Below are 14258 nucleotides of genomic sequence, written 5' to 3'. Positions count from 1 at the left end.
AATGATCAAAGCCGCGTTTTTCGATATCGACGGTACGCTGCTGAGCTTTAAGACCCACCGGATTCCGGCGTCGGCGCAGCAGGTGCTCGACAGCTTTCGCGAGCAGGGGATTGCGTGCGTGATCGCCACGGGCCGTCCGACCTACCAGATGCCGGACTGGCTGTTCGACCTGGGCTGGGATGCGTACATTACGCTTTCGGGCCAGCACTGTTTTGATGCCAAGGGCGTCTACCGCAGCTGCCCGATCGATTCGGACGACGTCGCGGTGATTGTGGACCAGGTGGCGCAGGGGCGCTATGACTCGCTGTGCATGCAGGGCGAGAACTCGTTTGTGAACCGCCTGTCCGAGCGCGTGGTGACGGCTGGCAGCAACGCTGGAATCGTCTACCACGAGGAGCCGTTTGAGCACGCCTTTGACGCGCCGGTCTACCAGTTTTGCGCCTTTGTGGACCCGGCCGACGAGCATATCGTGACCGATGCCGTGTCGCATTCGCTCACCACGCGCTGGTGCGACCTGTTCTGTGACATTATTCCGGCTAACGGCGGCAAGGACCTGGGCGTGGCGGCGACGCTGGAGCGCCTGGGCATCGACGCGAGCGAGGCGATTGCCTTTGGCGACGGCGAGAACGACCTGTCGATGTTCTCGGCCGTGGGCACAAGTGTGGCCATGGGCAACGCGCAGGAGACCGTGAAGGCCGCAGCGACCTACGTAACGACCGCCGTGGACGACGATGGGATCTACAACGCCGCGAAGTACTTTGGACTGCTATAGCTGCGGCTCGGCACTTGGGGACACTCCTTGCGGGGCGTGTTCCCATTTTGTTTTCGTCCCGCTCGTTTTGTGAAACACGGCTAACTTTTAGGCAAAGTAGTAAGACATGGGCAACTTTTGCGGTAAAGTAAGCCGTGGAAAGTATCCAAAGGCTAACTAGCAATCATCGCGAAAGGCGGCCCATGGCCCTACGTGAATCCGGAGAAGACTATCTCGAATCGATCTACGTTCTGTCGGAACGCCAGGGCATCGTGCGCTCGATCGACGTTGCGGAGTACCTCGGCGTAACCAAGGCGAGCGTTTCCAAGGCCATGGCGACGCTGGAAAGCAACGGCTATGTCGAAATGGGCAAGCGCGACGTTCATCTGACGGAGCGTGGTCTGGAGGTCGCTCGCCAAATGTGGGAGCGTCACTGCTTTTTCGTGGGGCTGCTGGAGGATGCGGGTGTTTCGGCTGAGGTCGCGTCGCAAGAGGGCTGCCACATGGAGCACTGCCTGAGCGAGGAAAGCTTCGAGAAACTGAGGGCGATGCTGAACCGGGGCGAGGCGACGGGCCAAGCGGCGGAATCCTAACGAACCCCCAGTAGCGCGGAGTTCGCGCAAAGCGCGAACCAGCGACCGGGACCAGCGGTCCTTTCGGCCAAGTCCATTTCAGCAAAGGAACCCCGCCAGCAAGCGATGCCCAAGAACTGCCACCTACGTCACCGCAGGCCGGGGCCGGGTTTGGTTTTGAAAACACTCCACAGCGCGAGGCCCGCCTTTCCGTTGCTCCGCAGGAGCAGGAAAGACGGGCCTCATGCGCGAGGACGTTTTCAAAACCAAGCCCGGTCCCGGCCGGACAGCCCACGAACGCTACAGGTTCTTGACACCCATCGCGCGCATGGCATTCAGGATGGCGATAATCGCCACGCCCACGTCGCCGAACACAGCAAGCCACATGTTGGCGATGCCCAGTGCCGCAAGCACCAGAATCAGCAACTTAATGCCCAGCGCAAAGATGATGTTCTGCCAAACAATCGACATGGTCTTGCGCGCCACGCGGATCGCGCGGGAGATGTTGGACGGCTTGTCATCCATGAGCACGACGTCCGCCGCCTCAATTGCGGCGTCCGAGCCCATAGCGCCCATGGCGATGCCAACGTCTGCGCGGGTAAGCACGGGTGCGTCGTTGATACCGTCGCCTACAAAGGCGAGCTTGCCCCTGCCCGATTCTGCTGCAAGCAGCGCCTCGACACGCTCGACCTTATCACCCGGTAACAGCTGCGCGTGGAACTCGTCGAGACCGAGTTGCTTGGCTACAGACGCCGCAACCTCCTCACGGTCGCCCGTGAGCATGACGGTGCGCTTGACGCCGGCGGCGTGCAGGTCGCGAATCGTTTGCTCGGCATCGGTCTTTATGGTGTCGGCAATTACGATGTGGCCGGCGTACGTATCATCGACCAGCACGTGGAGGATGGTGCCGACGATCTCGCAATTGGGCGCTTCGATACCGGCCACAGCAAGCATCTTGGCATTGCCGACGATGACGCGCTTGCCGTCGATAATCGCCGTCACGCCATGGCCCGCGTCATTGGTGGAGTCGCTTACGCGTTTGGGATCGAGCTCGCCCTGGAAGGCGGTGCGTACCGACTGCGCGATGGGATGGTCGGAGAATGACTCGGCAAGGGCCGCGACTTCGAGCAGCGACTGCTCGGTATAGCCTGCCTCGGGGTGTACCGCCACGACCGAAAACGTGCCGTTGGTGAGCGTGCCGGTCTTGTCAAAGACGACGGTGTCCACATCCGCGAGCGTCTCGAGGTAGTTAGAGCCCTTGATGAGGACGCCCAGCTTGGATGCGCCACCGATGCCGCCAAAAAAGCTGAGCGGCACGCTGATCACGAGCGCGCATGGGCAACTGACGACGAGGAAGGTCAGGCCGCGCAGGATCCAGTCGGACCAGGCGCCGGTGACCAAGCCACCGCCGAGCGCGAGTACCGCGGCCGCGCCGGTGACAGCGGGCGTGTAGACGCGGGCGAAGCGCGTGATGAAGTTCTCGGTGCGTGCCTTCTTCTCACTAGCGTTTTCTACGAGCTCCAGGACGCGCGCGACGGTGGACTCGCCAAAGGGCTTGGTGGTGCGCACGTGGAGGAGACCCGTCATGTTGATGCAGCCGCTGATGATATCGTCTCCAGTTTTGGCCGGGCGGGGGACCGACTCTCCGGTAAGGGCGGTGGTATCGAGCTGTGTCTCGCCCTCGACGATGACGCCGTCGATAGGCACGCGTTCACCGGGCTTGACCACGATCACGGTGCCGACGGCGATGTCATCGGGGAAGACCTGCTCGAGTGTGCCGTCGGGCTGCTCGACGTTAGCGTAGTCGGGCGCGATGTCCATCATGGCACTGATCGACTTGCGGCTCTTGCCCACGGCGTACGCCTGAAACAGCTCGCCGACCTGGTAGAACAGCATGACGGCGGCGCCTTCGGCCATGTGCGGGTCGGTATCGGGGAAGAGCACCATGGCAAACGCGCCGATGGTCGCGACGGCCATGAGGAAGCTCTCGTCGAAGGCCTTGCCGCGGCGGATGTTATTGAATGCCTTTTGCAGTACGTCGTAGCCGGCAATCAAAAACGGCACGAGGAACAGCACAAAGCTGGCGTAGATGTCGCCCGGGGTGCCGAATGCGGCGGTAAGGGTGCCGAACTCATCGAGGGCGTACACCACGGCAAAAATGCCCAGCGCTACCAGGATGCGGTTGCGCTTATGCTCGAGTGATTCTTTTTTCTTGCGCTTCTTCTTTTTCTTTTTGGGGTCGGCGGTGGCCATGACTCGTATCCTCCCATTTGAATGTATGAACATTCGCTCATATAATTTCGCGAGCAAAGGCCGCAGCAAGCGCGGCCTTGCAGGTTGGCGTAAACCTGGGCTAGAGAATAATCTCGCAGTCCGGCTCGGCGTCGGCGGTGAACTCCACAACGCGGTCGAGGACCTCGTCGAACTCGGCGTCATCGGCCTCGAGCGTCAACTTCTGGGTCATAAAGTTGACGGACACGGATTTGACGCCCTCGAGCTTGGCCAGCTCGTCCTGAAGCTCGCGCGCACAGTTGGCGCAGTCGATCTCATCGAGCTTAAACTGCTTTTTCATGGTGGGTTCCTTTCCCTGTATTTGCGGCTTGGGTGCAGGCCGCGCTGGTACCGTGGTTGGCTGCTATTCGCAGATGTGGCTCATGCCCTGGTTGAGCATGGTGTAGACGTGGTCGTCGGCGAGCGAGTAGAGGATATTGCGCCCGTCGCGCCGGAATTTAACCAGGTGCGACTGCTTGAGTGTGCGCAGCTGGTGCGATACTGCCGACTGCGAGGTTTCGGTCGCTTCGGCGATGTCTGCCACGCAGAGCTCGCGGCCCATGAGGGCGTAAAGGATCTTGATACGCGTGGTGTCGCTGAAGACCTTGAACAGGTCGGCGAGGTCGTAGAGAAGTTCCTCGTCGGGAAGGTCCTCGGGCGAGCAGGTGGTGGGGATCGCGGGTTCGGTGGCCTCGATGTCGGGTTTCGTTTCATCAACGCGGATGCTCATTGCAATATCCTTTCATATGAACATGCGCTCATATAACTTGCTTTCGATTATATGAGTGTATGTTCATATGTCAATACAATTTGCGTTAATTTCGATGACTGCTTGCCGCTTCTGCGATTTTCTGTGGGTTGGGAGACATCGACGCAATGCTCGCCAACATATTTCGAGATGTTCGGCTAGCATGCTAAGAAAGCCACCTTGAGAAGCATTAGAACTGTTCATATTTGTACTTTATCGTGTCAAATACCGCGAGAATCAGTTCTTCCTCTACGGGAGTTTCTGCAGAATCAGTTTTATCTAAAGTTATATTGAGCATTGCTGCAGCCAATCTGGCACATCGGTGGCCGAATAAGTCGAAAAATGTAGGTGGACATCCGCAGAGATCGCCTTTAGAAGAGCGAATTCTCAATTAGATCAATAATCGTGTCGTCTTCCGTGCGGTTTTCATCGATTTTTGCGAACATGTCGCATTCCCAAGCCCCATTGATTTCCTCAGCAAGGGCCCCGACGTGTTGCATGTCGTCGGGTTCGGGCACATCGTTGATGCTCGGGTCATCAGCTTGCGGATATTGGCTTGCAATTTCGCGCTTGGCGGCCTCTTCTTCTTTGAGTGTCTCCAGGACGCGGCGACCGTATTCGAAGTAGCGCCGCAAGACAAATTGACGAAGAGTTTCTTGCAGGATGGCGAAGTTATCCGGGAGTCGACCGGGCCATATCTTCTCGCGAATGCGAATCGCTTCCATGACCCGTTTAAAAGCGGACTGCTTGAAAAACGAATGACGATTAACCGTGATAACGGCATATCCCATGTTTCGCAGCGTGTTTCGGCGCTCCTCGTCAATTGATTGCTGCTCGGGTTCGTCGTGGTAAAAGCCGTTGTATTCGATATCGGTCATCGAATTTTCGAGCAGCGCGTCGAGGTAGAAAACCGTCCGTCGCGTTAGGGCGGCGTATCTTTTGGGGACTGGGATCGGATAATCCGTTTTGATAGCGCGTATGGCTAAGCCACCCATTGACTTGGGCATTGTCAGCATCATGACAAACGCCGTTTCGAGTGGGGAGCGACAGCCTTCGTGTACATAAGAAAGTGCCTTAAGTGCTTTATTAGATCCACGATACCCCGGTGCCTCTGAAAAGAAGGCTCTGAGCTCTTCAACGCTGGTTAGGGCTGGGCGCTCGCGATATTGAGTTTCGTCGGACGTTCCAAGCGCGTAGGAGCCGCAGATTTCAAAGTAATACTCAACGAGCTCCGAAAGGTTGAGGTCGGCTGTTGCTTCTAACGCGCACAGCTTGATATCGACGATGTAGACGTTCGGCTCGAGTTCTAGGTAGCTTTCTGCATCAAACGTATAGCGCGTGCAGTGGCAGATGCAGCCCTTGCGGTGCCTTTTGGCATTATTGGAAAACGTCAGCACATGGATACGTTCAGAATCGACATTCTTTCTGTTGAGCCATGCTCGTGCCGCTTCCAGGTCGGACGTGGTCGGCGCAGACACCCTGATCTTTTCCATAGGTATGGGACCGGTCGCGTAGCTTGCGAGCGAGTTGGCTGTTTGGTATACAGCGCGTGCCGTGGTATGTGACAGAATGATTCCCATACGCGTATGATGGCATAGCGGACGCCGCATACGCCCGAAACTTCGGGCAACGGTATTGGGGCGCGGCTTATCTTCTGCGAACGGTGGGTTTTGAGCTGTCGTATTGAGGGAGCAGCTTTGGCTGGGGAGGTTTCTGCCGGCTGCCCCTTTTTGATGAACTTTAGTTGCGGATTCGTAGCTTCTAAGCGTTTTTACCGACCGCTCAGATGCCTCACCAACATAATTTGAGTTATTCGGCCTTATCCTATACAAATGGTGCGATCGCAACGTCCTATTCGAATTGATTCAGGTAGATTTCTGGGGCTTGGATGCGAAATTAAGGCGACTATAGCTTCGATTGCGGTTCAAGGGGCCTTGACTAGTGGTTCAGCTGGCCGAACAACTCGAAAAATGTAGGTAGGCCAACCTGCCGACTATGTGAAGCACGCGTATTTGCTCGTTTTGATGAAAACTAGGGTGCAGCCATAAGGCTGCGCCCTAGTTTACTGCGTGCCGGTGTGCCCAGACGGATTGCGCTGTGCCTGGCAGGCGCTCCCGCAGATGGATCGGTTATTTCGCGAATAGGTTCTTGAGGTTGAACTCGGCTTGGACGGTGCGGAGCATGAGGTCGGTGTCGTCGAGGCCCAGATGCTGCTCGTTGGCGTCGGCGGCGAGGGTTCCACGGCGGCGCGCCCAGTTCTCGAGCGCGGCGGGCGCGGATTCGCGGGGGAGCGAGCGGACGTCGGCATCCAGGCTGCGGCAGATCTGGCGCGAGTCGATGACGATGATCTTGCCGGCGCGGCGTGCCTCGGCGTAACCGTCCAGGTGGATCTTGAACCAACTGTCCTCAAAGGCGGCGTTGTGCGCCATGTACGGGTACTTCTTCATAAGCTTGAGCAGCTGCTTCTGCAGTTCCTTGTTCTCGCGGAACGGCTTTTTGCCGTCGATGTCGTCCCAGGTGATGTGGTGGATATTCGACAACGGCACATCCTCGCCGCGGTAGATATCGGGCAGGCCGCAGTAGTGTGCCTCGGCGTCGTGCGGGACGGCGTCGCTGGTGAGCTCCATGATTTCCCAACCCACATTGATGATATAACCGCGCTCGGGTGCACGGCCGGTGGTCTCGATGTCGATACCGAGCACGGTGCCCTGGATGGGCTTGCGGGCGTAGGCCACGCCGAGCGCGTCGCGGTCGCCGCGGATCTCGCGCATGACCGACGCGGCGGTGCGCTTTTGCATCTTGCCGATGGCGGCGCAGGTGTCGGCATCGGACAGGCCGCGCGAAAGCGCCGCGGGCGTCACGTTGCGCAGGCGCGCCTCGCCAATCTGGTCGCACAGGTCGCGGTTGCGGTCAGCCAGGTCGCGCACGGTGGCAAAGTCGAAGCTGGGGTCGCCCTCGGCGGTAAAGTACTCGGTTTCGAGCACCTTAAGGGCCTCCTCGCCCTTCTGGCGCTCGGACTCCATGGCGCCGTGATCGCCATAGATAAACATGGGAATAAACGGCTGGCGCTCGTATTCGAGTGCTTGTGAAACGTTCATATAACTGCTCCTTGGACGGGCCGTGTCGCGCGGCTCGGTGGCATTGAGTTATGGCGAGATGATAGTTTACCATGGGCAACTATTGGCATCGCGCCTAGGACAACTACAATACCCTAGTTGACCGCTAGGACTTTTACAATGCTGCCGAAAGACATGAAAGGTTCCATCCGTCATGGATTTGCTGATTGATATTCTGCTCGACGCCGGCAAGGACACGCTCTCGCTGGCGCCGTTTTTGTTGGTGACGTATCTTGCTCTCGAGACACTTGAGCACGTTGCGGGCGACCGCGTCAACGGCGCTATCAAGCGCGCCGGCGCTGCGGGTCCCGTGGCTGGCTCGCTGCTGGGCATTGTGCCGCAGTGCGGATTTTCGGCCATGGCAGCAACGCTGTACGCCGGCCGTGTCGTGACGCTGGGCACGCTGGTCGCCGTGTTTCTCTCGACCTCCGATGAGATGCTGCCGCTGTTGCTCGCCGAGCAGGTGCCCGTGCAGACCATGGCGATGCTTTTGGCTTCGAAGGCACTGATCGCGCTGGTCACGGGCTTTATCGTGGACGCGGCTATCCGCGGCCTTCGTCGTAATTCCCGCGCGCATGCGGCGATTCGCCGTACCGTGCTGGGGACCGCTGCCAATCCGGCTCATGTGAACTGCGCGCACGACGACCATACCGGGGGCGACATCATTGATGAAGTGGCCGAGGCGGGCGTGAGCGCCGACCACATCCACGAGTTGTGCGAGCGCGACCATTGCGGTTGCGATGATGATGAAGATGAACACGAGCGCGACCACGGACACAGCCATGACCACGGTCACGCAGGCGAGCATGAGCACCACCACGGCCATGGGCACGACCACGGTCACTCCCACGAAGGTGCGCCCGTCCTGTCGATTATCCGCAGCGCGATCTCGCACACCGTGCAGGTTTCGGTTTTTATTTTCCTGGTGACGCTGATTCTAGTTGCCGTGCTCGAGACCTTCGGAGAGTCCGCGATCGAGCAGTTCCTGCGTGGCAACGAGACGCTCGCCGTCTTGGGCTCGGCACTCGTCGGCCTGATCCCCAACTGCTCGGCCAGCGTGGTCATTACGCAGCTGTACCTGGAGGGCGCGCTACAGCTGGCGCCGATGCTCGCCGGCACGCTCATTTCCGCCGGCGTGGGCTATCTTGTCCTGTTCCGCACCAACCGCAGCGCTCGTGAAAACGCCGTGTTCCTGGTCATGATGTACGTCATCGGCGCCGGCTGGGGCCTTATCCTATCCGCCTTCGGCCTCTAAGTAGGCCTAAAAAATGGGCTTCAAATAGCCATGCTCGGCGCCTGCGCAATGCGGCGACGCATGGCATTTTGAAGCCCGTTTTTTGTTGAGCCATGGATTCCGAGCGCTCACACCGCGCAAAACAAAAAGGTAGATTTCCGGGCATGTCCCGAAAATCTACCTTGGTTAGCGCAGCAGCTCGGTGAGGTTGCGCTTAAAGCGGGCCCGGTCTTCGCTGGTAAATGCCGCCGGACCGCGAGTGCGACCGCCGGCGCGGCGCACCTTCTTTTCCTCGTGGCGAATAAACAGTTGCATGTCGATGGTCGCCTTATCGTAGACGCGCCCGCGCACGCCGATGGCGGCGGCATCGCGCCCGAGCACCATGCTCGCCAAGCCAATGTCCTGCGTCACGACTACGTCGCCCGCCTGCAGGCGTTCGACAATGGCAAAGTCGGCGCTGTCGGCGCCCACGCTCACATCGAGCGTCGTGACCCAAAATCCGCGTCGCGCATGCTCGACGTCGCGCGGATCGTCGCGGCGAATGTGGCGTTCCAGGTTCTGTGTGCTGTTGCCGGCGATAACGACGGCGACGCCCGCCCGCCGCGCGCAGTCAATCGACTCGCGCGTGACCGGGCAGGCGTCTGCATCAATAAAGAGCGTTCGCGGCATCTAGTGCACCAGTTTGCCAAATTGAATAGCGCGAACAATCAGCGTTACGCCAAACACCAGCAGTGCGGCGCCGCTAAAGATGACGAGCATCTTGGCCGACCACAGCGGATAGATAAACACGAACATGCCGGCGATGATGGAGAGCGCGCCGCTCAGGATGGCGAGGGCACGGTTGGACGAAAGCTCGGACTCCAGAATGGACATGACACCTTCGACGATCCAGCCAAAGCCGGCCACGATAACCACCATCGTGGTGAGCGTCGCGGTCGAGAAGGCCTGGTTGCGCAGGATTATGACGCCGCCCAAGATAATGAGTAGGTTGGAGATGATGCTCGTCACGCGCCAGCCGGTGGGCAGCAGCGGCTCAAAAATGGCAGTGAACAGTCTGATGGCAGCAGTGATTACAAAGTAAAAACCCAGGACGGTCGTCAAAAAGACGAGGGACTTGGCGGGTGCAAAAAGCAGCGCGATACCAGCAATGAGTGCTAAGACGCCCGTGATGGCGTAGATCCAGCGTACGGCCTTGACGGCTTTGCCCGCCATGCTTTTCTCGTCAAATCCAAACTGGCTCGATTTTTGGTCATCGTTCTTAAAGATGCCCATAATGTCTCCTTTCCGTGCGGCGTAAGCCTTGATCGTTACAACCAGTATCGCTTAAAGGCGCTGGCGTATGGGTCGGGGAGGGCGAAACGTAACCCAAAGGTCCCGAATTGTTTCCGTTGTTCCCCACGTCGCGATTTTCTATTCAACAGGTGTAGAACATTGCAGCCCTGTTCGTTATTGCCTACGTTTTAGGTTAGATTTTCCTAAAGACAATTGGCTTGAATTGGGGGTCCCTATGAACGAAGCTGTTCCCGCGGCGCCGGTAAGCGCCGAGTCGATGGCAAAGCAGGGTTGCGAAAAGCTTGGCCTGGACACGTTTGACGCGCTGGTCCGCCGCGCCCGTACGTGCCGCCGTTTTGACGAGTCCATGCGCGTGCCGCGCGAGTTTTTGCTCGAGCTGGCGGAACTGGCGCACCTGGCTCCCTGCGGCGCCAATGCTCAGCGTCTGCGTTTTCACGTGGTGAGCGGTGCCGAGGATTGCGCGCGTGTATTTGACGAGCTCGCATGGGCCGGCGCACTTAAGGATTGGCCGGGTCCTGCCGAGGGCGAGCGCCCGACCGGCTACATCGCGATTCTAGCTGAGCGCGCCGTTCCGGGCAAGCCTGCCGCTCCCATTACCGAGGTCGACACGGGCATTGCCGCGCAGACGATGATGCTCGCCGCCCGCAGCGCTACGCCCGAGGTGGCAGCCTGCATGTTCAAGGCCTTTACGCCCCATGCGATCGATGCCATGGGGCTCGATAACGACAAGTATGAGCTCAAGCTGATCATGGCCTTTGGCGTTCCGGCCGAGATACAGGTGATCGATGCGATCGATTCCAACCCCGATGGCTCCATCAATTATTGGCGCGACGAGGCACAGGTGCACCACGTACCCAAGCGTTCGCTCGCCGACGTGCTGGTGTAGCTGAGCGTCACCGCGGCGTGATCAGACGGTAAACCACCACAAAGGCTCCTGTCCCCTTTGTGGTGGTACGAGGGGAGGGTGTGTGGCAGATCTGTATTTGGTGCGGCATGGGCAGACTGAGCTCAATGTGCAGAGCATTTTGCAGGGCTGGCACGATTCGCCGCTTACGGCGCGCGGGCGCGAGCAGGCGCTGACGGCGCGTACGGCATTTGCGGCGCGTGGCGTGGCCTTTGATCATGTGTATTCCTCGCCGTTGGGCCGGGCGCGGCATACGGCCGAGCTTATCGTTGGCGAGGGCCGTTCCATTGAGCTGGTCGATGACCTGCGTGAGTGGCATTTTGGCTCGCTGGAGGGCACATCAAATCGCGAGATGCCGCCGCAGCCCTGGGGCGATTATCCGGTGGCCTTTGGTGGCGAGTCGGAAGGCGAGCTACAGGCGCGCATGGTCGCGGCGCTGTCCCGCATCATGGCCAGGCCGCAGCACGACTGCGTGCTGGCGGTTTCCCACGGCTCAGCCTGCCAGGAGTTTCTTGAGTATGTGACTGGCGGGGGAGAGCTGCCCGACAACGGTGCCGTGCTTCATTTTGGCTATTGCGACGGGGCGTTTTCGCTCTTGGGTTGGTAACGAACGAAAGGACCCCTATGAATAAAGATCTGTATCTGGTCCGTCATGGACAGACGATATTCAACCTTAAGCGTATCATTCAGGGGTGGAGTGATTCGCCGCTTACGCAGTTGGGTTGCGACCAGGCGGCGTGCGCCGGCATGTTTTTACGTGCGCGCGGCATTGAGCCCGATCATGCCTACACCTCCACGCTTCATCGCACCGAGCAGACTATCGCCAACTTGTGGCCGGGCTTGGCGTACGAGCGCCTGGACGGCCTGCGTGAGTGGTTCTTTGGCGACTTTGAGGCCGAGCGCGTGATGCTCATGCCCGAGCGCCCGTGGCGCGATTTCTATCGTCAATTTGGCGGCGAGGGCCAGATCCAGGTGCGCACGCGCATGGTGGCGACGCTGACCGATCTTATGCAGCGTCCGGACCATACGTGCGTGCTCGCGGTAAGTCATGGCTCAGCTATCAAGGAGTTTTTGGACCACGTGCGGGGCGCGGCGGCCGACGAGCGCGAACGCGTGCCGGGCAACTGCTCAGTGCTGCATTTTGCGTTTGACGATGCGGCCGATACGTTTGAACTGGTCGAAGTCTTTACGCAGGAAGACTACGCGCGCGAGCTGGGGCTAGAGCCGCTCGTGGCGGCGGCAGGTCCGCAGCGTGGATAACGCTGACGTTGCGGCCCGGTTTACCGGCGTAATTGTTTGATGCGAAAAGGGCGGAGGTGCATGCGTTTGCTGCATCTCCGCTCCTTGATTTGTTTGGATGCTGGGTTTTCCAGCTTAGCGTTTGAGTTCGCTAGAACCGTGAGACCTGGTGAGTGAGCAGACCCGTCGGAACCTGCGGCGCGCTGCCGCTGACCTGCGCGGCGGGGAACAGCACGGCTACAGCAAAGTTGAACGGCTCTTTGCCAGAGTAGGCGCCGGCAGCGCGGGCCTCGTCGGCCAGAATCTGCGATGCCCCAGCCAGTGCGGCGACATAGGCGGAGTCACCGGCGAACACCGGGTCGGGCGCCTGATCGAGCATGGCACGGATGGCGGCAACGGCGTCCTCGCGCTTGACCTCCCACACGCGATGTGTGACGCCCGCGGGATCGGTGACGGCGTAGAGCGATGCGCCCTCTTTGGCAGCGCTCAAAATGATATCCATGACGGGCGACGCCTCGTAGGCGAGCGACACGGGGCGCGGCTGCACCTTGAGCTCGGCGATCGCGCGCGCGGTGGCGAGTGCGTCGATGCTCTCGGCGGCAGCCTCGTCGCCGCCCGTCAGCACGTTAACCGGGCAAATCGCCACGACACCCGTCACGCGTCCCGGCTCTCCGGAGCATTCGTACACGTAATACGCCGCGCCCGGATCTTTGAGCATAAGCCCATCGGTAATCGCGCCGCGCAGGGCTCCGCTGTCACTCAGGATGCTGTCCATCGCAGGCAGCGCCTCGAGCACGCGGTCCTGAGCTGGGCGGATGCAGGGAAACGGAAGTGCTTTCATGGGCGGTCCTAACGCGCGAGTCGGTTTGTTCGCGGCTTATTATGCCCCAACTTGGCCGCTTGCGTCCCAGAGCGTGTTATCGGCAAGCGCGATGAGCACGTTTTGGCAGCGAACGATATCGGCATGGGGCACATACTCGTTGGGCTTGTGCGCGAGCGCCAACGAGCCGGGGCCGTAGCTCATACAATTGCGGTTGCCTGTCTTGCCGGCAATGACGGCGGTATCGGTGTAGCCGGTAAAGAAGCCGACGGTCGTGTCCGCGTCCGTTACGTCATCGGCGGCACGCTTGAGCGCTGCTAGAAGGGGAGAGTTCGGGTCGCGCTCGATGGCGGGGCGGTCGCCCGTCACGGTGTAGCTGCCATGGCAACCGGGAACGGCGGCTTCGGCGACGGCGATGGCATACTCGACCATATTGATTGCGGCGGCCGTATCGGTCGGCGGGGTCAGGCGCATGTCGACCCAGACTTTGGCGCGGTCGGGTACGACGTAGGGGCGATATCCGCCCTCGATTTGGCCAAACGTGATGGTCGAAGGCCCCAGCTCATCGTACGCGGGCAGCGCCGCAAACGCGCGACGAAGCGAACACACGACCTCGGCCATGGCGGCGACGGCATCCGCGCCCTTCCAAGGCTGGCTCGCATGCGCCGTCACGCCAGCCATTTCAATCTCGAACCACGTACGCCCCTTGTGCGCCACCTGGATCTGTCCGTCGGTGGGCTCGGTGTCCAGCACCCATTCGCGCGAGCTGACCCAGCCAGCATCGATCGCGGCCTCTGAGCCGCGCATGAAGTCTTCCTCGTCGACCGAGCAGATGAGCGAAAAGCCGCGGCGTGGCAGCGCGCCATCCGCCGCCACGCGCTCGAGCGTATGGACCAGTGCGGCAATGGCGCAGGCCAGGCCACCCTTCATATCGCAGGCACCGCGGCCATAGAGTTTATCGTCGCGCACAACCGCCCCAAGCGGTGCGATGTCTGCGTCCCAGCCATCGCCCAAGGTGACGGTATCCATGTGGCAGATATAGACCAGCCGCGGCTCGTCGCTTTGGCCCGGCACGGTGACTTTAAGGTTGCGGCGCCCGGGGAGTACTTCGAGCTCCTCAATCTGCACGGCATCGAGCGCAGGACTATCAAGCTGCGCCAGCTGCTGCTCAATGAGCCTCTTAATGAAGTGCTCGATCTCGTCCTCATACGCGCCCGGGTCTGAGCTTTCGATCCGCACAAGCTCCTGCGCAAGCCGCCAGGCAAAGTCCTCATCAACCATATGCAACCTCACAATCAGTTTGCCTTCCA

The 14258-nt window shown here is 60.0% G+C and carries 15 protein-coding genes; 6 read left to right on the top strand and 9 right to left on the bottom strand.

What is annotated here, in order from left to right; translation table 11 throughout:
• The first annotated feature begins 1 nt into the window (after position 1).
• Entirely contained in the window at positions 2–772 is a 771-nt protein-coding gene (locus tag I2H19_RS06890) for a Cof-type HAD-IIB family hydrolase (RefSeq protein WP_138112850.1), read from the top strand.
• Positions 773–954: 182 nt separating this feature from the next.
• A complete protein-coding gene (locus I2H19_RS06885; protein WP_006235431.1) occupies positions 955–1344 on the top strand; it encodes a metal-dependent transcriptional regulator in 390 nt (129 codons plus the stop codon).
• Positions 1345–1623: 279 nt separating this feature from the next.
• On the opposite strand, the gene I2H19_RS06880 is transcribed toward I2H19_RS06885, so the two are convergent.
• From I2H19_RS06880 to I2H19_RS06860, 5 genes are all read right to left on the bottom strand, one after another.
• Entirely contained in the window at positions 1624–3576 is a 1953-nt protein-coding gene (locus tag I2H19_RS06880; RefSeq protein WP_195622142.1) for a heavy metal translocating P-type ATPase, read from the bottom strand.
• 100 nt (positions 3577–3676) lie between these two features.
• Positions 3677–3895, bottom strand: a complete 219-nt coding sequence (locus I2H19_RS06875) for a cation transporter (RefSeq protein WP_117583778.1) — start codon at positions 3893–3895, stop codon at positions 3677–3679.
• Between the two features lie 63 nt (positions 3896–3958).
• Positions 3959–4324 carry an ArsR/SmtB family transcription factor gene (locus tag I2H19_RS06870; protein ID WP_055285819.1) on the bottom strand — a complete coding sequence of 122 codons (366 nt, stop codon included), beginning with the start codon at positions 4322–4324 and terminating at the stop codon, positions 3959–3961.
• Positions 4325–4713: 389 nt separating this feature from the next.
• On the bottom strand, positions 4714–5820 hold the full coding sequence (locus I2H19_RS06865; RefSeq protein WP_117746720.1) for a hypothetical protein: 1107 nt from the start codon (positions 5818–5820) through the stop codon (positions 4714–4716).
• Between the two features lie 651 nt (positions 5821–6471).
• Positions 6472–7440, bottom strand: coding sequence for a 3'-5' exonuclease (locus I2H19_RS06860; protein WP_195622140.1), 969 nt, complete (start codon positions 7438–7440; stop codon positions 6472–6474).
• A gap of 172 nt (positions 7441–7612) precedes the next feature.
• Between I2H19_RS06860 and I2H19_RS06855 the strand changes: the two genes are divergently transcribed.
• The gene (locus I2H19_RS06855; protein WP_117746719.1) at positions 7613–8713 is read left to right on the top strand and encodes a putative manganese transporter; all 1101 of its coding nucleotides are present in this window, start codon (positions 7613–7615) and stop codon (positions 8711–8713) included.
• Between the two features lie 165 nt (positions 8714–8878).
• On the opposite strand, the gene I2H19_RS06850 is transcribed toward I2H19_RS06855, so the two are convergent.
• Positions 8879–9361 carry a YaiI/YqxD family protein gene (locus I2H19_RS06850; protein WP_055310731.1) on the bottom strand — a complete coding sequence of 161 codons (483 nt, stop codon included), beginning with the start codon at positions 9359–9361 and terminating at the stop codon, positions 8879–8881.
• Positions 9362–9964, bottom strand: a complete 603-nt coding sequence (locus I2H19_RS06845; RefSeq protein ID WP_117797862.1) for an HdeD family acid-resistance protein — start codon at positions 9962–9964, stop codon at positions 9362–9364.
• A 235-nt stretch (positions 9965–10199) separates the two neighbouring features.
• On the opposite strand from I2H19_RS06845, the gene I2H19_RS06840 reads away from it, so the two are divergent.
• From I2H19_RS06840 to I2H19_RS06830, 3 genes are all read left to right on the top strand, one after another.
• A complete protein-coding gene (locus I2H19_RS06840) occupies positions 10200–10871 on the top strand; it encodes a nitroreductase family protein (RefSeq protein ID WP_229089827.1) in 672 nt (223 codons plus the stop codon).
• Positions 10872–10953: 82 nt separating this feature from the next.
• On the top strand, positions 10954–11496 hold the full coding sequence (locus tag I2H19_RS06835) for a histidine phosphatase family protein (RefSeq protein ID WP_195622138.1): 543 nt from the start codon (positions 10954–10956) through the stop codon (positions 11494–11496).
• A 17-nt stretch (positions 11497–11513) separates the two neighbouring features.
• On the top strand, positions 11514–12149 hold the full coding sequence (locus tag I2H19_RS06830) for a histidine phosphatase family protein (RefSeq protein WP_195622136.1): 636 nt from the start codon (positions 11514–11516) through the stop codon (positions 12147–12149).
• Positions 12150–12279: 130 nt separating this feature from the next.
• Here the strand turns inward: I2H19_RS06830 and I2H19_RS06825 are convergent, their stop codons facing one another.
• Positions 12280–12969, bottom strand: coding sequence for a DUF1015 family protein (locus I2H19_RS06825; protein WP_117797864.1), 690 nt, complete (start codon positions 12967–12969; stop codon positions 12280–12282).
• 39 nt (positions 12970–13008) lie between these two features.
• Positions 13009–14241: a M20 family metallopeptidase gene (locus I2H19_RS06820; RefSeq protein WP_271745743.1), complete on the bottom strand. Its 1233-nt coding sequence runs from the start codon at positions 14239–14241 to the stop codon at positions 13009–13011.
• Between the last annotated feature and the right edge of the window lie 17 nt (positions 14242–14258).

The sequence above is a fragment of the Collinsella aerofaciens genome, from assembly GCF_015560135.1.
Lineage (GTDB): Bacteria > Actinomycetota > Coriobacteriia > Coriobacteriales > Coriobacteriaceae > Collinsella > Collinsella aerofaciens_AN.
This window is presented reverse-complemented; position numbering and strand designations above follow the sequence as displayed.